A 17,340-nucleotide genomic window follows, 5' to 3' on the forward strand; every position below is an offset into this window, starting at 1 on the left:
GAAAAAGGCACGTCGTAAGACGTGCCTTTTCGTTTGTATTGCCGATACGGTGCGAATCGTTCGATCTGCTTACGATTGTCCGCTGGAAAGATTGAGCAGGCTGCGCGAGGGCACCGTCGATGCCGAAGGCGTTTGCGCATCCGCACCTGCCGCCGGCGCCGCAATCCGATCGAGGCGCGCGAGGAATTTATCCGCGTTCTCGTAGCCGACCACGCGCAGCACTTCGTTGCCTTTCGTATCGAAGAAGATGATGCCGGGCGGCCCGAACAGCCCGAAGCGCTTGAGCAGCGCCTGATCGTCGGTGCTATTGGCCGTCACGTCCGCGCGCAAAAGACCCAATTGCGCCAGGCGCGCCTGCACGCGCGGATCGCTGAAGGTGAACTTCTCCATCTCCTTGCAGCTCACGCACCAGTCGGCATAGAAGTCGAGCATCGACGGCTTGCCCGCCGTCTTGAGCGCCGCGTCGAGTTGACCGGAAGAGCGCACCGGCGCGAAGGTCAGCGCATCGGCCTGCGCGCCCGCGCCCTGCGTGCCGGCAACCGCGCCGCCTTCGTGCGCGGCCAGCACGGCTAGCGGGCGCAACGGATCGGTCGAACCCGCCGCGAGCCCGACGATGAGCGTCGCGGCCCAGATCGCGAACGCCGCGCCCACGCCCCGGCCAAGACGGCGCCAGACGTTGGCCGGGCCCGCGTTCGGCGTGAACAGACCGAGCGAGGCGGCGGCCAGCAGCAGCCACAGCGCGGCGAGCAGCATCTGTGCGGTCGCGCCCAGCACCGGCCAGACGATCCAGAGCGCAGCCGCGAGCAGCACGACGCCGAAGAAGACCTTCACGCCGTCCATCCACGTGCCTGCGCGCGGCAGCAGCGTGCCCGCGCCGAGGCCGAGAATCATGAGCGGCACGCCAAGCCCGATGCCCATGGCAAAAAGCGCCGCACCGCCCAGCACGGCGTTACCCGTGTGCGCGATGAACGCGAGCACCGCGAACAGCGGCGCGGTCATGCAGGCGCCGACCACCAGCGCCGACAGTGCCCCCATCAGCGCGACAGCGGCGAACTTCCCGCCCGAGCGGCCCTGCGACGCGCGCGAGGCGCCATCCTGCCAGCGCTGCGGCAGCGCGATGTCGTAACCGGCGATCAGCATGACGGCGAAAGCCGTCAGCAGTATCGCGAACGCGCCCAGCACCCACGGGTTTTGCAGCCACGCGCCCAGGCTCTGCCCGACCAGCGCGGCGGCGATGCCGAGGACCGTATAGACCAGCGCCATGCCGATCACGTAGACGAACGACAGCGCAAAGCCGCGCCCGCGCGTTACCCTGGCGCCCTCGCCGACGATGATCGCCGAGAGGATCGGGATCATCGGATACGAGCACGGCAACAGGCTCAGCACCATGCCCGCGACGAAGTAGAGACCGACCACGGCGAAGAAACCGCCGCCTTGCAGCAGCGACTGCGCGTAGTCCGCGCTGGTCGCGCGCTCGTACCAGGGTTGGGCGTGATCGGCTGCTGCCGTTGCCGCCGCGCCTGGGTTGGCGCCAGCGGCTTGCAGCGCCGCGCCGCTCACGTGATAGACGTGCTCGGCCGGCGGATAGCAGATGCCCGCATCGGCGCAACCCTGCGAGGTCACGGCGAGATCGAATGCACCGCTCGCGGACTTCACCGGCACCTGGATCGTCAGTTCGTTGCGATAGGTCTCGACGTTCTTGTTGAAGGTCGGATCGAACTTCACGTGACCGGGCGGAATCTGTGCGTCGCCCAGCGTCGCCGTACCGTTGCGGGTCGCGAAGGCGAAGCGCTCGCGGTACATATAGTAGCCGTCGGCGATCTTGAAGTGCACGTCGACCATGCCCGGCGCTTCGCTCGCGCTGAACGTGAAGGCCTGATCGGGTGGCAGAAAATCGTCGTCGGCGTACGCGGGCGCTGCGCCAAACAACAGCGGCAGCAGGCAGCCCATCAGTGCGAGGAAAGCCAGAAACGAGGCGTATGGCACGGCGCGCAAGCGCCGATCGAAACGTTTAGACATGAATGGGGCGCTGTGTCTCGGCATGGACCCACTGGCCGTAGGCGCTCGACGCCGTGACCTGCCACGAGAGAATCTCGGGCGTCTCGTAGGGATGCTGGGTCTGGATGAACTGTTCGAGCTCGGCCGCGCGCGCGAGGCTCGTCTTGAAGAGCAACTGGATCTCGTCGCCGGACTCGATCTTGCCCTGCCAGTGATACTCGGAGTGCACTGCGCCCAGGCGTGTCACACAGGCTGCGAGGCGCGCCTCAAGCACCGCCTTCGACAGCTTCGCGGCGGTGTCCTCGTCGGGCACCGTGGTCAGCATCAGAGTCACACTCGGGGTCACATTGAGGGTCACGACGAACTCCGGCAGGACGTCCCGCATGCTGCTCAAGATGGCGGGACTCAAAAAGGCAGAACGCTATCGTACCACCGGCGCCGTTTGGCTTTGTGTATGTGCCAAAGTCGGTGCCTGCGGCGCCGCTATGGTGGCAAACGCCGCACCGCGCCGTTTATTCCGGCGCAGAAAACAAAAAAGCCAGGCTAGGCCTGGCTTTTTCGCGCGCCGCTCAATCCGTGGATCGAGCGACTAGAAGCTTATTCCGCTTCCTGGATGTTCTCTTCCGTGACTTCCGGACGGTCGAGCAGTTCGACCAGTGCCATCGGTGCGTTGTCGCCAACACGGAAACCGAACTTCAGGATACGCAGGTAGCCGCCCGGACGGTTCGCGAAACGCGGACCGAGCACGTCGAACAGCTTCGTGACCGAGTCACGATCGCGCAGGCGGTTGAACGCCAGACGACGGTTTGCGAGCGACGGCTTCTTGCCCAGCGTGATGAGGGGCTCGACGACCTTACGCAGTTCCTTCGCCTTCGGCAGCGTCGTCTTGATGACTTCGTGCTCGATCAGCGAGTTGGACATGTTACGGAGCATTGCCAGACGGTGGCTGCTCGTGCGGTTCAGTTTCCGCAGACCATGACGGTGACGCATTTCAATTTCCTTGAAACAAAGTTTTAGTCCAGCTCTTCTATCGCCTCTTTATGAGGCACGGGCCGGTACGTGAAAAAGGCAAGACGCGGATTTTAAAGGAAAATCCGCGTCCGTGCCAGACTTCTTACTTGTCGAGACCAGCCGGCGGCCAGTTTTCGAGCTTCATGCCGAGCGTGAGACCGCGCGAAGCGAGCACTTCCTTGATCTCGTTGAGCGACTTGCGACCCAGATTCGGGGTCTTGAGCAGCTCGTTCTCGGTACGCTGGATCAGGTCGCCGATGTAGTAGATGTTCTCGGCCTTCAGGCAGTTCGCCGAGCGAACCGTGAGTTCGAGATCGTCCACCGGACGCAGCAGGATCGGATCGATCTGCGGCGCGCGCGACGGAGCTTCCGCCGCCGTTTCGGTGCCTTCCAGTGCAGCGAACACCGACAGCTGATCCACGAGGATGCGCGCCGACTGGCGGATCGCTTCCTCAGGCGAGATCACGCCGTTGGTTTCGATGTTCATCACGAGCTTGTCGAGGTCGGTACGCTGTTCGACACGCGCGCTTTCCACGGCGTAGCTCACGCGGCGAACCGGCGAGAACGACGCGTCCAGCACGATGCGGCCGATGATCTTGGCCGAATCGTCGCCGTAACGGCGCACGTTGCCCGGCACGTAGCCGCGGCCCTTCTCGATCTTGATCTGCACGTCGAGCTTGCCGCCCTTCGTCAGATGCGCAACGACGTGTTCCGGGTTGATGACTTCGCAGTCGTGCGAGAGTTCGATGTCGCCAGCGGTGACAACGCCTTCGCCTTCCTTGCGCAGCGTAACCGTCACTTCGTCACGGTTATGCAGCTTGAAGACCACGCCCTTCAGGTTCAACAGCAGGTTGACCACATCCTCTTGCACACCGTCGAGCGTCGAGTATTCGTGCACGACGCCTGCGATCGTCACTTCGGTCGGCGCGTAGCCCACCATCGACGACAGCAGCACGCGCCGAAGCGCGTTACCCAAGGTATGGCCATAACCGCGTTCGAACGGCTCCATGACCACTTTCGCGTGGTTGTCGCCGAGCGATTCCACAGCGATGATCTTGGGTTTCAACAAACTGGTTTGCATAGGTTTTCCTTTTCAATACCCTCGGCTCGTTACACCGATAAGGCTGAGATGGCCACAACCTGAAAAAAACAGCCGAGGCCACCTCCTGCGCGAAGCACAGAGGCTACCCCGGCCGTCAATTCGATTAACGCGAATACAATTCGACGATCAGGCTTTCGTTGATGTCGCCAGCGATGTCGCTGCGCTCCGGCACGCTCTTGAACGTACCTTCGAACTTCTTCGCGTCGACTGCAACCCAACCTGCGATGCCGCCTTGCTCTGCCAGCGAAAGCGCTTCAGCGATACGCACTTGCTTCTTCGCCTTTTCGCGAACAGCAACGACGTCGCCTGCCTTCACTTGCATCGACGGGATGTTCGCGACGACGCCGTTCAGCGTCAGAGCCTTGTGGCTCACGAGCTGACGCGCTTCAGCGCGGGTCGATGCGAAGCCCATGCGGTACACGACGTTGTCGAGACGCGATTCGAGCAGTTGCAGCAGGTTTTCGCCGGTGGCGCCCTTGCGACGGTCCGCTTCCGCGAAGTAGCGGCGGAACTGACGCTCGAGCACGCCGTAGATACGCTTCACTTTTTGCTTTTCGCGCAGCTGCGTGCCGTAGTCGGACGTACGAGCGCCCGACGTGCGGCCGTGCTGGCCCGGCTTGCTGTCAAGCTTGCACTTGTCAGCGAGCGAGCGGCGTGCGCTCTTCAGGAAGAGGTCGGTGCCTTCACGGCGGGACAGCTTGGCCTTCGGGCCGATATAACGTGCCACGTTGCTTTCCTTCGATAATTAATCACGCAAAGCCTGAAACGGGGAGACCCCGCGGCTCGCGCTAGTTCGACCCTTTGGACCGAACGGTGGGCTTAGTCAATTCAATAGCGCCGAGAGCCTGGGACGCCGTTACCGGCGGCTCAGGCAGTCGGCAAGCGCGACGCCTTAGATACGACGGCGCTTCGGCGGACGGCAGCCGTTGTGCGGGACCGGCGTAACGTCGGAGATCGCGGTGATCTTGATGCCAAGACCATGCAGCGCGCGCACCGCCGATTCGCGACCCGGGCCGGGGCCCTTGATACGCACTTCGAGGTTCTTGACGCCGTATTCCATAGCAACACGGCCAGCCGATTCAGCTGCAACCTGAGCTGCGAAGGGAGTCGACTTACGCGAACCCTTGAAGCCCTGGCCGCCCGACGTTGCCCAGGCAAGCGCGTTGCCTTGACGGTCGGTGATCGTGATGATCGTGTTGTTGAACGACGCGTGAACGTGAACCACGCCCTCGGCGACGTTCTTCTTAACCTTCTTGCGAACGCGTTGCGCCGCGGAGTTGTTCGAAGCCTTAGCCATTACGTTTTCCTGTAACTGTCAGAACCGCTTACTTCTTCAGCGACTGTGCTGCGCGGCGCGGACCCTTGCGCGTACGTGCGTTGGTACGCGTACGCTGGCCACGCAGGGGCAGACCCTTGCGATGGCGCACGCCACGGTAGCAGCCGAGGTCCATCAGGCGCTTGATGTTCATCGTCGTTTCGCGGCGCAGATCGCCTTCGACAACAAACTTGCCCACTTCCTCACGCAGCTTTTCGAGATCCGCGTCGTTCAGGTCCTTGACCTTCTTGTTGAACGGCACACCCGCTGCCACGCAGATGTTGCGCGAACGCGTGCGGCCAACACCGAAAATTGCCGTCAGGCCGATTTCAGTGTGCTGGTGGTTCGGGATGTTAACCCCTGCAATACGAGCCATTGTTTTTCCTCAAACAAAAAGCGCAAGCAAAAGCGCGCTGATCAGCCTTGACGCTGCTTGTGGCGCGGGTCCGAGCTGCAGATCACGCGAACGACGCCGTTGCGCTTGATGATTTTGCAGTTACGGCAAATGCGCTTTACCGATGCCATCACTTTCATGATATTACCCTTTTTCTAAATCACTTCGCCCGGAACACGATCCGCGCACGCGACAGATCGTAAGGCGTCAACTCAACCGTCACCTTGTCGCCCGGAAGAATACGGATGTAGTGCATCCGCATTTTCCCGGAAATATGCCCCAGAACGACATGGCCGTTTTCCAGCTTCACCCGGAAGGTTGCGTTGGGGAGGTTTTCGATGACCTCGCCTTGCATCTGGATTACATCGTCTTTGGCCATATGTCCTTACCGCATCGGGACTCCACCGCCCTTGAAGTTCGCCTTCTTGAGCAGCGATTCATATTGTTGCGACATAACGTACGACTGCACCTGCGCCATGAAGTCCATTGTGACGACGACAATGATCAGCAGCGACGTGCCACCAAAATAAAACGGCACATTCCAGCGCAGCACCAGAAACTCCGGCAACAGGCAAACGAACACGATATAGATCGCACCGGCCAGCGTCAGACGCGTGAGGATGCGGTCGATATAGCGTGCCGTCTGATCGCCCGGGCGGATGCCAGGTACGAACGCGCCACTCTTCTTCAGGTTGTCGGCCGTTTCCCTGCTATTGAACACCAGAGCGGTGTAGAAGAAGCAGAAGAAGACGATCGCCAACGCATACAGCAACACGTACACGGGCTGGCCAGGCTTGAGGGCTTCGGCCACGTTGTGCAGCGTGTCCGCGAACCAACCGGATCGCGATCCCGAACTGAACCAGTTCAGGATGGTTGCCGGGAACAAGATGATCGACGATGCGAAGATCGGCGGAATCACGCCCGACATGTTCAACTTGAGCGGCAGGTGCGACGACTGCCCACCGTAAATCTTGTTGCCAACCTGACGCTTCGCATAGTTCACGAGGATCTTGCGCTGGCCGCGTTCGATGAACACCACCAGGTACGTCACGGCTGCGATCAGCGCCACGATGATGATCGCCGAGATCGGGCCCATCGAACCGGTTTGCACCAGCGAGAAGAGACCGCCGATCGCGTTCGGGAAACCCGCTGCGATCCCGCCGAAGATGATGATCGAGATACCGTTGCCAAGCCCGCGTTCCGTGATCTGCTCACCAAGCCACATCAGGAACATCGTGCCGGTCACCAGCGTGACGACCGTCGTCAGACGGAACACCATGCCCGGATCGATCACGAGCGCCGGCTGGTTTTCCAGCGCAACTGCAATGCCGAAGGCCTGAAAGGTCGCCAGCACTACCGTGAAGATCCGCGTGTACTGCGTGATCTTGCGTTGTCCAGCCTGCCCTTCCTTCTTCAGCGCCTCGAGCTGCGGCGAGACAATCGCCATCAGCTGCAGGATGATCGACGCCGAAATATACGGCATCACACCCAGCGCGAAGATCGTGAAGCGAGACAGTGCGCCGCCCGAGAACATGTTGAACATGCCAAGGATGCCGCCTGACTGGCTCTGGAAGAGCTTCGCCAGTTGGTCCGGGTCGATGCCCGGCACCGGAATGTGCGCGCCGATGCGATAAACGACCAGCGCCAGCAGCAAGAACATTGCACGCCGACGCAGGTCGCCGAACTTCGGAGCGCTGCGACCGGTTTTTGCGAGACTCGGGCTGTTAGCCAAGTAGCTTCTCCGATGCAGAAGTTAGTGACGGCGGGCAAGCCCGCACGCACCACTCACAATCACTCGGCAAAAGAACCGCCTGCTGCTTCAATCGCAGCACGCGCGTTCTTCGTCGCACCCAGGCCCTTGACCACGACCTTGCGCTTGATCTCGCCGGTGGCGATGATCTTTGCGGAACGGGTCATTTCGCCAACGAGGCCTGCCTGCTTGAGAGCCAACAGATCGATTTCGTCGACCGGCAGCTTCTCGATGTCCGCGAGGCGCACTTCACCAACGAATTCCTTCGTCAGCGAGGTGAAGCCACGCTTGGGCAGACGACGCTGCAGAGGCATCTGACCGCCTTCGAAGCCGACTTTGTGGAAGCCGCCCGAACGCGATTTTTGACCCTTGTGACCACGGCCAGCGGTCTTGCCGAGGCCGGAGCCGATGCCGCGACCAACGCGACGCTTTGCGTGCTTCGCGCCTTCTGCCGGCTTCAGGTTATTCAATTCCATTTTCAAACTCCTGGAGTCCTGGTCGAGCGCTTAGCCGATGACCTTGACGAGGTACGAGACCTTGTTGATCATGCCGCGCACTGCCGGCGTGTCCTGCAGCTCGGAAACCGAGTTCAGGCGGCGCAGGCCGAGACCGCGCACAGTGGCACGGTGCGTTTCGCGGGTCCCAATCAGGCTCTTGACGAGCTGAACCTTGACAGTTTTTTCAGACATGGTGCCCACCCTTAGCCCAGAATTTCTTCGACGGACTTGCCGCGCTTCGCCGCGATGTCAGCCGGCGTCGACTGCTTGCGCAGACCGTCCAGCGTGGCACGAACGAGGTTGTACGGGTTCGTCGAACCGTGGCTCTTGGCCACGACGTTCTGCACGCCCATCACGTCGAACACTGCGCGCATCGGGCCGCCGGCGATCACGCCCGTACCTGCCTTCGCCGGAGCGAGGAGGACGACCGATGCGCCATGCTTGCCGTGCACTTCGTGTTGCAGGGTGCCGTTCTTCAGGGGCACCTTGAACATGTTGCGACGAGCTTGTTCCATCGCCTTCTGGACAGCAACGGGCACTTCCTTCGACTTGCCCTTGCCCATACCGACGCGGCCATCACCATCGCCAACCACGGTCAGTGCGGCGAAGCCGAGAATACGGCCACCCTTCACGACCTTGGTCACGCGATTGACCGAAATCATTTTTTCGCGAAGGCCGTCGTCGCGTTCGTCAGCCTGAACTTTCGCTTGCATCTTTGCCATGACGAATTCCTTCCTTAGAACTTGAGCCCGGCTTCGCGCGCAGCATCAGCCAGCGCCTTGACGCGGCCGTGATAGCGGAAACCCGAGCGGTCAAAGGCGACGGATTCGATGCCGGCGGCCTTAGCCTTTTCTGCAATACGCTTGCCGATCAGCGAGGCTGCAGCGACGTTGCCGCCCTTGCCCGACTGGTCAGCCAGTTGCGCACGCACTTCGGCTTCAAGCGTCGACGCGCTGGCCAGCACCTTGGTGCCGCAGGGCGAGAACACTTGCGCATAGATGTGCGTGTTCGTGCGATGCACGGCCAGACGCGCGACCTGCAGCTCAGCGATCTTGAGACGCGTCTGACGAGCGCGGCGCAGGCGAGATTGAGTCTTATCCATGATTGCGCACCCTTACTTCTTCTTCGTTTCTTTGAGGATCACAACCTCGTTGGCGTAACGCACACCCTTGCCCTTGTAGGGCTCCGGCGGGCGATAACCGCGCACTTCTGCGGCGGTCTGGCCAACTTTCTGCTTGTCGATCCCCTTGATCACGATTTCCGTTTGCGACGGGGTTTCGGCCTTGACGCCTTCCGGCATCTGGTGCACCACCGGGTGCGAGAAACCCAGCGACAGGTTCAGCTTGTCGCCTTGCGCTTGAGCACGGTAACCGACGCCAACCAGCGTCAGCTTGCGCTCAAAACCCTTCGTCACGCCTTGCACCATGTTCGCGACGATCGCGCGCATCGTGCCAGACATCGCGTTTGCTTCGCGGCTGTCGTCCGTCGGCTCAAACTTGAGCGCGCCGTCTTCGCTCACCACCTTCACGAGGCGGTTCGCAGCTTGCGAAATCGTACCCAGCGCGCCCTTGACGGTAATCTTCTCGTCGCTGAGCGTCGCTTCTGCGCCTTGCAGCGCGACCGGGCTCTTACCTACTCGAGACATGTTTCTTCTCCTTAGGTCTTAAGCGACGTAGCAGATAACTTCGCCGCCGACGCCAGTAGCGCGCGCCTTGCGGTCCGTCATCACACCCTTGGGCGTCGAGACGATCGCAACACCCAGGCCATTCATGACCTGCGGGATGTCGTTGCGGCCGCGGTACACGCGCAGACCCGGCTTCGAGACGCGTTCGATGCGCTCGATAACGGGACGGCCAGCGTAGTACTTCAACGCGATGTTCAATTCCGACTTCGCACCTTCGGTTTTCACCGCGAAGTCGTCGATATAACCTTCGTCCTTCAGAACCTGCGCAATCGCAATCTTCACTTTCGACGAGGGCATAGCAACCGAAACTTTCTCGACCATCTGCGCATTGCGGATGCGAGTCAGCATATCGGCGATAGGATCACTCATGCTCATTTATGTTTCTCCTATTACCAGCTCGCCTTGGTGATGCCAGGGATCTCACCACGGAACGCGATTTCACGAATCTTGTTACGTGCGAGACCGAATTTGCGGAACGTGCCACGCGGACGACCCGTGATCGCGCAGCGGTTACGCTTGCGGGTCGGGTTCGAGTTGCGCGGCAGTTGTTGCAGTTCGAGGCGAGCTGCGTAACGCTCTTCTTCCGACTTGCTTTGGTCGTCGATGATCGCCTTCAGCTCTGCGCGCTTGGGCGCAAATTTAGCTGCCAGACGAGCGCGCTTCTTTTCACGTTCGATCAGTGCCAGTTTAGCCACGGTAACCTCAGTTTCTGAACGGGAACTTGAAGCCGGCGAGCAGTGCCTTTGCTTCTTCGTCGGTCTTCGCGGTCGTCGTGATGCTGATGTTCAGCCCACGCAGCGCGTCGATCTTGTCGTAGTCGATTTCGGGGAAAATGATCTGCTCTTTCACACCGATGTTGTAGTTACCACGGCCATCGAACGCCTTGCCCGACACGCCACGGAAGTCGCGCACGCGGGGGAGCGCAACCGTCACGAAACGGTCCAGGAATTCGTACATCGCGTTGCCGCGCAGCGTGACCATCGTACCGATCGGGTAGCTTTCGCGGATCTTGAAACCAGCGATTGCCTTACGCGACTTGGTGATGACGGGCTTCTGGCCGGCGATCTTCGTGAGGTCGCCAACGGCGTGCTCAAGGACCTTCTTGTCAGCGACGGCTTCACCGACACCCATGTTCAGGGTGATCTTGGTGAGGCGCGGCACTTCCATGACCGACTTGTAACCGAACTTCTCGATCAGGCCGGGAACGACCTTCTCTTTATAAAATTCTTGCAAACGTGCCATTTTTTACTCCGCAGCGTCAGGCGCTCAGGACAGCACCGGTCGTCTTCAGGAAACGAACCTTCTTGTCCCCTTCGACCTTGATGCCCACGCGCGACGGCTTGCCGTTCGCGTCGACCAATGCGACGTTCGAGATAGCCAGCGGCATAGCCTTGGCTTCCACGCCACCCGTCGTACCCTTCATCGGGTTCGGCTTAACATGCTTTTTCGCGATGTTAATGCCTTCGACAGTGACGCGCTCTGCGCCGATAGCCAGCACGACGCCGCGCTTGCCCTTGTCTTTGCCAGTGACGACGATGACTTCGTCACCCTTGCGAATCTTGTTCATCGCGACTCCTTACAGCACTTCCGGCGCCAGCGAAACGATCTTCATGAATCGTTCGCTACGCAGCTCACGCGTAACCGGCCCGAAAATGCGGGTGCCGATCGGCTCAAGCTTGGTATTCAAAAGCACGGCGGCGTTGCCATCGAACTTGATCAGCGAGCCGTCTTGACGGCGCACGCCCTTGGCGGTGCGAACCACAACAGCGTTGTAGATTTCGCCCTTTTTCACGCGCCCGCGCGGCGTTGCTTCCTTGACGGTCACCTTGATGATGTCGCCAATGCTGGCATAACGACGCTTCGAGCCGCCGAGCACCTTGATGCACATGACTTCACGCGCACCCGTGTTGTCGGCTACTTCAAGCCGAGTTTCGGTCTGGATCATGGTTTATCTTTCCCAACTTAATCCGGTCGCGCCACCATGGCACATCCGGTCAGTCTTGGTCCCGTCAGCCGCGCCGCCACTAGAACGACCGCTCAGCTGCTTGGGTTAGAACAGCAGCGACGGCAAACGAAACCGGCCATCGCATTCCGGTGAATCTTGCAGATCCGGACTGGCGCCCGAACCACTTCCCTCACTACTTCCGCCCACTGCTTTGCCAACAGCGAACCCATAAAGAGGGAAGACCAAGACTATAACTCGATAATCTTGGTCTAGCAAGCGAAATCTTTAGCGATTTCAACAACTTCTACATCCCGGAGAGAGGTTCTCCGGGATGTTGCATCACTTTTTAGATGATGCGAGCCGCTTCGAGCAGCTTCGACACGGTCCAGGCCTTCGTCTTCGAGAGAGGACGGGTCTCCTGGATTTCAACGAGGTCACCCTCGTTGTACGTGTTCGCTTCGTCGTGAGCGTGGTACTTCTTCGACTGCACGACGTACTTGCCGTAGATCGGGTGCTTGACGCGGCGCTCGACCAGGACGGTGACCGTCTTGTCCATCTTGTTGCTGACGACTTTGCCGACCAGCGTCCGCTTAAGCGAGGTTTTCACGCTTTCGTTCATTTCTGGTTCGCCTTCTGAGTCAGGACGGTCCGCACACGTGCGATGTCGCGACGAACCTTCTTCAGCTGGCTCGTGTTCGTGAGCTGCTGGGTCGCGAGTTGCATGCGCAGGCCGAATTGCGCCTTCAAGAGGTCCGACAGCTCTTGGTCGAGCGCGGCCTTGTCTTTCTGAAGAAGTTCAGATGCCTTCATCAATCACTCCTTAGGCGCCGAGCTGGCGAACCATGAAGACCGTCTTCAGCGGCAGCTTGGCTGCAGCCAGACGGAAGGCTTCACGGGCCAGTTCTTCGGACACACCATCCATTTCATACAGCATCTTGCCCGGCTGAATCTCAGCGACGTAGTACTCAGGGTTACCCTTACCGTTACCCATACGCACTTCCGCCGGCTTTTGCGAGATCGGCTTGTCCGGGAAGATACGGATCCAGATGCGGCCGCCACGCTTGATGTGACGCGTCATTGCACGACGTGCCGATTCAATCTGACGTGCGGTCAGGCGACCACGACCGATAGCCTTCAGACCGTACTCACCGAACGAAACCGCGTTGCCGCGCGTTGCGACGCCGGTGTTACGACCCTTCTGCTCTTTGCGATACTTCCTGCGTTTCGGTTGCAGCATCGTTATTCTCCACTCTTGCCGTCACCACCGGCGCCACGGCGCGGTGCGCCACGACGGGCACCCGGCGCGCCTTCGCCATCACGGCGCGGACGACGATCGCCCGGGCGCGCGTTGCGGCGCGGACGCTTTTCTTCGGCGACTTCTTCCACCACCGGTGCGTCGTTGCGGCCGAGCGTGTCGCCCTTGTAGACCCAAACCTTCACGCCGATGATGCCGTACGTCGTCTTCGCTTCCGAGGTTGCGTAGTCGATATCAGCACGCAGCGTGTGAAGCGGCACTCGACCTTCGCGGTACCATTCGGTACGTGCGATTTCGATACCGTTCAGACGGCCGGCGCTCATGATCTTGATGCCTTGGGCACCCAGACGCATCGCGTTCTGCATCGCGCGCTTCATTGCGCGACGGAACATGATGCGGCGCTCGAGCTGTTGCGTGATCGAGTCGGCGATCAGTTGCGCATCGGTTTCCGGCTTGCGGATTTCTTCGATGTTGACGTGAACCGGCACGCCCATACGCTTTTGCAGTTCGGCCTTGAGGAGTTCGATGTCCTCGCCCTTCTTGCCGATAACCACACCCGGACGCGAGCTGTAAATCGTGATGCGAGCGTTCTTTGCCGGACGCTCGATCACAACACGGCCCACCGAAGCGTTCTTCAGCTTCTTCTTCAGGTATTCACGAACACCGATGTCTTCCTTCAACATCGCCGCGAAATTGTTGTTGTTCGCGTACCAACGCGAAGCCCAATTGCGGCTGACGGCCAAACGGAAGCCAGTCGGATGAATTTTCTGTCCCATCGTATGGCTCCTTAATTCCCGACCGTCACAGTGATGTGACACGATTGCTTCTCGATGCGGTTACCGCGACCCTTTGCGCGTGCGGTAAAACGCTTCAGCGAAGCAGCCTTGTCGACGTAGATGCTCTTGATCTTGAGCTCGTCGATATCGGCGCCTTCGTTGTGCTCTGCATTGGCGATTGCCGAGAGCACAACCTTTTTCACGATGCCTGCCGCTTTCTTGGGCGAGAACGTCAGAACGTTCAGTGCCTTGTCGACCGGCAGACCGCGGATCTGGTCAGCCACAAGGCGCGTTTTCTGCGCCGAGATGCGGGCACCGCGATGAATTGCCTTCACTTCCATCTTGATAGCCCCTTATTTCTTGGCCTTCTTGTCGGCCGCGTGACCCTTGAACGTCCGGGTCAGTGCGAACTCGCCAAGCTTGTGGCCGACCATGTTTTCCGTGACATACACGGGAACGTGTTGACGGCCGTTATGAACGGCGATCGTCAGGCCGATGAAGTCCGGCAGGATCGTCGAACGACGCGACCAGGTCTTGATAGGTTTCTTGTCGCGCGTTGCTGCAGCCGCCTCAACCTTCTTCAGCAAATGGGCGTCGCAGAACGGACCTTTCTTAATAGAACGTGCCATTGCCTACTCCTTAACGCTTGTGACGGCGCTGGACGATCATGCTCGTCGTGCGCTTGTTGCTGCGGGTGCGGTAGCCCTTCGTCGGCGTGCCCCACGGGCTCACCGGATCGCGACCTGCAGCAGTCTTACCCTCACCACCACCGTGCGGGTGATCGACCGGGTTCATTGCAACGCCACGGACCGTCGGGCGGATACCGCGCCAGCGGTTCGCGCCAGCCTTACCGATTTGACGGAGGCTGTGCTCTTCGTTGCCGACTTCACCGATCGTTGCGCGGCATTCGACGTGGACGCGACGGATTTCACCCGAACGCAGACGAACCTGCGCGTAGATGCCTTCGCGTGCCAGCAGCATTGCCGACGTACCAGCCGAACGCGCGATCTGCGCGCCCTTGCCCGGCAGCATTTCGATGCAGTGGATCGTCGTACCGACCGGAATGTTGCGGATCGGCAGGGTGTTGCCTGCGCGGATCGGCGCTTCCGAACCCGACATCAGCTGCGTGCCAACCGTCACGCCCTTCGGCGCGATGATGTAGCGGCGCTCGCCGTCTGCGTACAGAACCAGCGCGATGTTCGCGCTACGGTTCGGGTCATATTCCAGACGCTCGACCTTCGCTGCGATGCCGTCCTTGTTGCGACGGAAATCGATCAGACGGTAGTGCTGCTTGTGACCACCACCCTGGTGACGCGTCGTGATACGACCGTTGTTGTTACGACCGGCCTTCGAGGACTTCTTTTCGAGCAGCGCTGCGAACGGCGCACCCTTATGGAGGTCCTTGTTGACGATCTTGACCATCGCGCGGCGACCCGGCGAAGTCGGCTTAACTTTCACGATTGCCATGATTACTTGGCCTCCGCTTCAAAGTTGATTTCCTGGCCGGGCTTCAGGCACACGTACGCCTTCTTGACGTCCTTGCGCTTGCCGTTGAAACGGCCGAAACGCTTGGCCTTGCCCTTCTGGACAAGCACGTTCACCGACTCGACTTCAACCTTGAACATCAGCTCGACAGCAGCCTTGACTTCCTGCTTGTTCGCGTCCGGCGCGACTTCGAAGACGACTTGTTCGTTCTTCTCAGCCACCAGGGTCGCCTTTTCGGAGATCACCGGTGCGAGCAGGACCTGCATCAAACGATGATCGTTCTTGCGAATCTCGCTCATGACAGCAACTCCTCGATCTGGGCAACCGCAGCCTTCGTGATCAGGATCTTCTTGAAGTAGATCAGCGAGAGCGGGTCGGCAAAGCGCGGCTCAACGACTGCCACGTGGGGCAGGTTGCGCGACGCCAGGAACAGGTTCTCGTCGACCGTGTCGGTGATGACCAGCACGGATTCGAGACCCATGGCCTTGAACTTTTCGGCCAGCAGCTTCGTCTTGGGCGCTTCGAGCGAAAACTCTTCGACGACCGAGATGCGGCCTTCACGGGCCAGCTGCGAGAAGATCGAGCAGAGGCCTGCGCGATGCATCTTCTTGTTGACCTTGTGAGCGAAGTTTTCTTCCGGCGAATTCGGGAAGATGCGACCACCGCCACGCCACAGCGGGCTCGACGACATACCGGCACGAGCGCGGCCCGTACCCTTCTGACGCCACGGCTTCTTGGTGGTGTGCTTGACCTGCTCACGGTCTTTCTGCGCGCGGTTACCGCTGCGCGCGTTCGCCTGATAGGCGACAACGATCTGGTGAATCAGCGCTTCGTTGTAGTCACGGCCGAACACGACGTCCGACGCGTTAACTGCTGCGCCATCCTGACCATTAGCGTTCAGGAGCTTCAGTTCCATTATTGCGCTCCTTTCTTGGCGCGGGCCTTGACAGCCGGCGTCACGAAAACCTTGCCGCCCTTTGCACCCGGGACAGCACCCTTCACGAGCAGCAGCTTGCGCTCTGCGTCGATACGGGCGATTTCGAGGTTTTGCACCGTCACGGTTTCGTCACCCATGTGACCGGTCATGCGCTTACCCGGGAAAACACGACCCGGATCCTGCGCCATACCGATCGAGCCCGGCACATTGTGCGAGCGCGAGTTGCCGTGCGAAGCACGACCCGAAGCGAAGTTGTAACGCTTGATGGTACCGGCGTAGCCCTTACCGATCGAGGTGCCTTGCACGTCGACCTTCTGGCCTTCCGAGAAGAGATCCACACCGATCACGGCGCCATTCGACAGCTCGGCAGCCTTGGCGGCGTCGATCTGGAATTCCTTGAGGATTTCACCGGCTTGAACGCCGGCTTTGGCGAGATGACCTGCGATCGGCTTCGTCACGCGCGAAGCGCGGCGCGTACCGAACGCAACCTGCACGGCCGTGTAGCCGTCGGTTTCAACAGTCTTGATCTGCGTCACGCGGTTGTCGGACACGTCCAGCACGGTCACGGGAATCGAATCCCCGTCAGCCGTGAAGATGCGCGTCATGCCAACCTTGCGACCTACGAGTCCAAGGCTCATCGTTTTCTCCATTCCCGACTGCGATTGGTCGGGGCTAATTTACAAAGTACCGGCATGTTTGCGAGGTAAAGGTTCACAAAGTCACACCGATTTTTTGCGCAAATGCGCGAAAAGACGTCAAGTATAACGTCCTCTTGCGATTTCCGCAAGCAATCAAAGACTTAGCGCGATCAGGCTATCCTCACCGCGCCCGAGACTCTTACTGCAGCTTGATTTCGACGTCCACGCCAGCCGGCAAGTCCAGCTTCATCAGCGCGTCAACGGTCTTGTCCGTCGGATCGACGATGTCCATCAGGCGCAGGTGGGTGCGGATTTCGAGCTGGTCGCGCGACGTCTTGTTGACGTGCGGCGAGCGCAGAATGTCGAAACGCTGGATACGCGTCGGCAGCGGCACCGGACCGCGGACGATGGCGCCCGTGCGCTTCGCCGTATCGACGATTTCAGCAGCCGACTGGTCGATCAGACGGTAGTCGAAAGCCTTCAGACGGATACGGATTTTTTGGTTCTGCATGATGATTCCTTGGAAAGAGCGAGGCGGACTTGCGCCGCCAGA

At 60.2% G+C, this 17,340-nt stretch carries 31 protein-coding genes; all 31 read right to left on the reverse strand.

Going from position 1 to position 17,340, the window contains the following annotated elements; translation table 11 throughout:
- Positions 1 to 69 precede the first annotated feature (69 nt).
- The 31 genes from dsbD to rpsJ all read right to left on the reverse strand — a co-directional run bounded on the left by dsbD (position 70) and on the right by rpsJ (position 17,298).
- Complete coding sequence (gene dsbD, locus B0G62_RS25300) at positions 70 to 2,019, reverse strand: protein-disulfide reductase DsbD (protein WP_103706954.1); 1,950 nt, start codon at positions 2,017 to 2,019, stop codon at positions 70 to 72.
- On the reverse strand, positions 2,012 to 2,323 hold the full coding sequence (gene cutA, locus B0G62_RS25305; protein ID WP_244193371.1) for a divalent-cation tolerance protein CutA: 312 nt from the start codon (positions 2,321 to 2,323) through the stop codon (positions 2,012 to 2,014). Before cutA ends, dsbD begins: the two co-directional genes overlap by 8 nt.
- 272 nt (positions 2,324 to 2,595) lie before the next feature.
- Positions 2,596 to 2,988, reverse strand: a complete 393-nt coding sequence (gene rplQ, locus B0G62_RS25310; protein ID WP_027819334.1) for a 50S ribosomal protein L17 — start codon at positions 2,986 to 2,988, stop codon at positions 2,596 to 2,598.
- Between the two features lie 124 nt (positions 2,989 to 3,112).
- Complete coding sequence (locus tag B0G62_RS25315; protein ID WP_103706956.1) at positions 3,113 to 4,090, reverse strand: DNA-directed RNA polymerase subunit alpha; 978 nt, start codon at positions 4,088 to 4,090, stop codon at positions 3,113 to 3,115.
- A 124-nt stretch (positions 4,091 to 4,214) separates the two neighbouring features.
- Positions 4,215 to 4,838 carry a 30S ribosomal protein S4 gene (gene rpsD, locus B0G62_RS25320; RefSeq protein ID WP_103706957.1) on the reverse strand — a complete coding sequence of 208 codons (624 nt, stop codon included), beginning with the start codon at positions 4,836 to 4,838 and terminating at the stop codon, positions 4,215 to 4,217.
- 165 nt (positions 4,839 to 5,003) lie between these two features.
- On the reverse strand, positions 5,004 to 5,408 hold the full coding sequence (gene rpsK, locus B0G62_RS25325; RefSeq protein WP_006052224.1) for a 30S ribosomal protein S11: 405 nt from the start codon (positions 5,406 to 5,408) through the stop codon (positions 5,004 to 5,006).
- A 28-nt stretch (positions 5,409 to 5,436) separates the two neighbouring features.
- A complete protein-coding gene (gene rpsM, locus B0G62_RS25330) occupies positions 5,437 to 5,802 on the reverse strand; it encodes a 30S ribosomal protein S13 (RefSeq protein ID WP_103706958.1) in 366 nt (121 codons plus the stop codon).
- A 41-nt stretch (positions 5,803 to 5,843) separates the two neighbouring features.
- Positions 5,844 to 5,960, reverse strand: a complete 117-nt coding sequence (gene rpmJ, locus B0G62_RS25335) for a 50S ribosomal protein L36 (protein WP_027819338.1) — start codon at positions 5,958 to 5,960, stop codon at positions 5,844 to 5,846.
- A 20-nt stretch (positions 5,961 to 5,980) separates the two neighbouring features.
- Positions 5,981 to 6,199, reverse strand: coding sequence for a translation initiation factor IF-1 (gene infA, locus B0G62_RS25340; RefSeq protein WP_004521905.1), 219 nt, complete (start codon positions 6,197 to 6,199; stop codon positions 5,981 to 5,983).
- Positions 6,200 to 6,205: 6 nt separating this feature from the next.
- Positions 6,206 to 7,552: a preprotein translocase subunit SecY gene (gene secY, locus B0G62_RS25345; RefSeq protein WP_103706959.1), complete on the reverse strand. Its 1,347-nt coding sequence runs from the start codon at positions 7,550 to 7,552 to the stop codon at positions 6,206 to 6,208.
- A gap of 59 nt (positions 7,553 to 7,611) precedes the next feature.
- Positions 7,612 to 8,046 (reverse strand): 50S ribosomal protein L15, encoded by a 435-nt coding sequence (gene rplO, locus B0G62_RS25350; RefSeq protein ID WP_028222618.1) that lies wholly within the window; start codon positions 8,044 to 8,046, stop codon positions 7,612 to 7,614.
- 30 nt (positions 8,047 to 8,076) lie between these two features.
- Positions 8,077 to 8,259 carry a 50S ribosomal protein L30 gene (gene rpmD, locus B0G62_RS25355; RefSeq protein WP_010106952.1) on the reverse strand — a complete coding sequence of 61 codons (183 nt, stop codon included), beginning with the start codon at positions 8,257 to 8,259 and terminating at the stop codon, positions 8,077 to 8,079.
- An 11-nt stretch (positions 8,260 to 8,270) separates the two neighbouring features.
- The gene (gene rpsE / locus B0G62_RS25360; protein WP_027819342.1) at positions 8,271 to 8,789 is read right to left on the reverse strand and encodes a 30S ribosomal protein S5; all 519 of its coding nucleotides are present in this window, start codon (positions 8,787 to 8,789) and stop codon (positions 8,271 to 8,273) included.
- Between the two features lie 14 nt (positions 8,790 to 8,803).
- On the reverse strand, positions 8,804 to 9,169 hold the full coding sequence (gene rplR / locus B0G62_RS25365; RefSeq protein ID WP_027819343.1) for a 50S ribosomal protein L18: 366 nt from the start codon (positions 9,167 to 9,169) through the stop codon (positions 8,804 to 8,806).
- Between the two features lie 12 nt (positions 9,170 to 9,181).
- Complete coding sequence (gene rplF, locus B0G62_RS25370) at positions 9,182 to 9,712, reverse strand: 50S ribosomal protein L6 (RefSeq protein ID WP_103706960.1); 531 nt, start codon at positions 9,710 to 9,712, stop codon at positions 9,182 to 9,184.
- A gap of 18 nt (positions 9,713 to 9,730) precedes the next feature.
- Positions 9,731 to 10,126, reverse strand: coding sequence for a 30S ribosomal protein S8 (rpsH, locus tag B0G62_RS25375; RefSeq protein ID WP_027819345.1), 396 nt, complete (start codon positions 10,124 to 10,126; stop codon positions 9,731 to 9,733).
- A 14-nt stretch (positions 10,127 to 10,140) separates the two neighbouring features.
- Positions 10,141 to 10,446 (reverse strand): 30S ribosomal protein S14, encoded by a 306-nt coding sequence (gene rpsN, locus B0G62_RS25380; protein ID WP_027819346.1) that lies wholly within the window; start codon positions 10,444 to 10,446, stop codon positions 10,141 to 10,143.
- Between the two features lie 7 nt (positions 10,447 to 10,453).
- Positions 10,454 to 10,993: a 50S ribosomal protein L5 gene (gene rplE / locus B0G62_RS25385; RefSeq protein ID WP_028206519.1), complete on the reverse strand. Its 540-nt coding sequence runs from the start codon at positions 10,991 to 10,993 to the stop codon at positions 10,454 to 10,456.
- Positions 10,994 to 11,009: 16 nt separating this feature from the next.
- Positions 11,010 to 11,318, reverse strand: coding sequence for a 50S ribosomal protein L24 (rplX, locus tag B0G62_RS25390; protein ID WP_103706961.1), 309 nt, complete (start codon positions 11,316 to 11,318; stop codon positions 11,010 to 11,012).
- A gap of 9 nt (positions 11,319 to 11,327) precedes the next feature.
- Positions 11,328 to 11,696 carry a 50S ribosomal protein L14 gene (rplN, locus tag B0G62_RS25395; protein WP_006998478.1) on the reverse strand — a complete coding sequence of 123 codons (369 nt, stop codon included), beginning with the start codon at positions 11,694 to 11,696 and terminating at the stop codon, positions 11,328 to 11,330.
- A gap of 346 nt (positions 11,697 to 12,042) precedes the next feature.
- Positions 12,043 to 12,315 (reverse strand): 30S ribosomal protein S17, encoded by a 273-nt coding sequence (gene rpsQ, locus B0G62_RS25400; RefSeq protein ID WP_027819349.1) that lies wholly within the window; start codon positions 12,313 to 12,315, stop codon positions 12,043 to 12,045.
- Positions 12,312 to 12,506: a 50S ribosomal protein L29 gene (gene rpmC / locus B0G62_RS25405; RefSeq protein WP_027819350.1), complete on the reverse strand. Its 195-nt coding sequence runs from the start codon at positions 12,504 to 12,506 to the stop codon at positions 12,312 to 12,314. The genes rpsQ and rpmC overlap by 4 nt, the downstream gene beginning before the upstream one ends.
- 10 nt (positions 12,507 to 12,516) lie before the next feature.
- Positions 12,517 to 12,933: a 50S ribosomal protein L16 gene (gene rplP / locus B0G62_RS25410; protein ID WP_103706962.1), complete on the reverse strand. Its 417-nt coding sequence runs from the start codon at positions 12,931 to 12,933 to the stop codon at positions 12,517 to 12,519.
- 2 nt (positions 12,934 to 12,935) lie between these two features.
- Positions 12,936 to 13,727 (reverse strand): 30S ribosomal protein S3, encoded by a 792-nt coding sequence (gene rpsC, locus B0G62_RS25415; protein ID WP_027797287.1) that lies wholly within the window; start codon positions 13,725 to 13,727, stop codon positions 12,936 to 12,938.
- A gap of 11 nt (positions 13,728 to 13,738) precedes the next feature.
- Complete coding sequence (rplV, locus tag B0G62_RS25420) at positions 13,739 to 14,068, reverse strand: 50S ribosomal protein L22 (protein ID WP_004199272.1); 330 nt, start codon at positions 14,066 to 14,068, stop codon at positions 13,739 to 13,741.
- A gap of 12 nt (positions 14,069 to 14,080) precedes the next feature.
- On the reverse strand, positions 14,081 to 14,356 hold the full coding sequence (rpsS, locus tag B0G62_RS25425; protein ID WP_027797286.1) for a 30S ribosomal protein S19: 276 nt from the start codon (positions 14,354 to 14,356) through the stop codon (positions 14,081 to 14,083).
- A 10-nt stretch (positions 14,357 to 14,366) separates the two neighbouring features.
- The gene (rplB, locus tag B0G62_RS25430) at positions 14,367 to 15,194 is read right to left on the reverse strand and encodes a 50S ribosomal protein L2 (RefSeq protein WP_103706963.1); all 828 of its coding nucleotides are present in this window, start codon (positions 15,192 to 15,194) and stop codon (positions 14,367 to 14,369) included.
- 2 nt (positions 15,195 to 15,196) lie between these two features.
- Entirely contained in the window at positions 15,197 to 15,511 is a 315-nt protein-coding gene (rplW, locus tag B0G62_RS25435) for a 50S ribosomal protein L23 (protein ID WP_027819354.1), read from the reverse strand.
- Complete coding sequence (gene rplD, locus B0G62_RS25440; protein ID WP_027819355.1) at positions 15,508 to 16,128, reverse strand: 50S ribosomal protein L4; 621 nt, start codon at positions 16,126 to 16,128, stop codon at positions 15,508 to 15,510. The genes rplW and rplD overlap by 4 nt, the downstream gene beginning before the upstream one ends.
- On the reverse strand, positions 16,128 to 16,787 hold the full coding sequence (gene rplC / locus B0G62_RS25445) for a 50S ribosomal protein L3 (RefSeq protein WP_027819356.1): 660 nt from the start codon (positions 16,785 to 16,787) through the stop codon (positions 16,128 to 16,130). Before rplC ends, rplD begins: the two co-directional genes overlap by 1 nt.
- 199 nt (positions 16,788 to 16,986) lie before the next feature.
- On the reverse strand, positions 16,987 to 17,298 hold the full coding sequence (rpsJ, locus tag B0G62_RS25450) for a 30S ribosomal protein S10 (protein ID WP_017777154.1): 312 nt from the start codon (positions 17,296 to 17,298) through the stop codon (positions 16,987 to 16,989).
- Between the last annotated feature and the right edge of the window lie 42 nt (positions 17,299 to 17,340).

The sequence above is a fragment of the Paraburkholderia eburnea genome (assembly GCF_002917095.1).
GTDB classification, from domain to species: domain Bacteria; phylum Pseudomonadota; class Gammaproteobacteria; order Burkholderiales; family Burkholderiaceae; genus Paraburkholderia; species Paraburkholderia eburnea.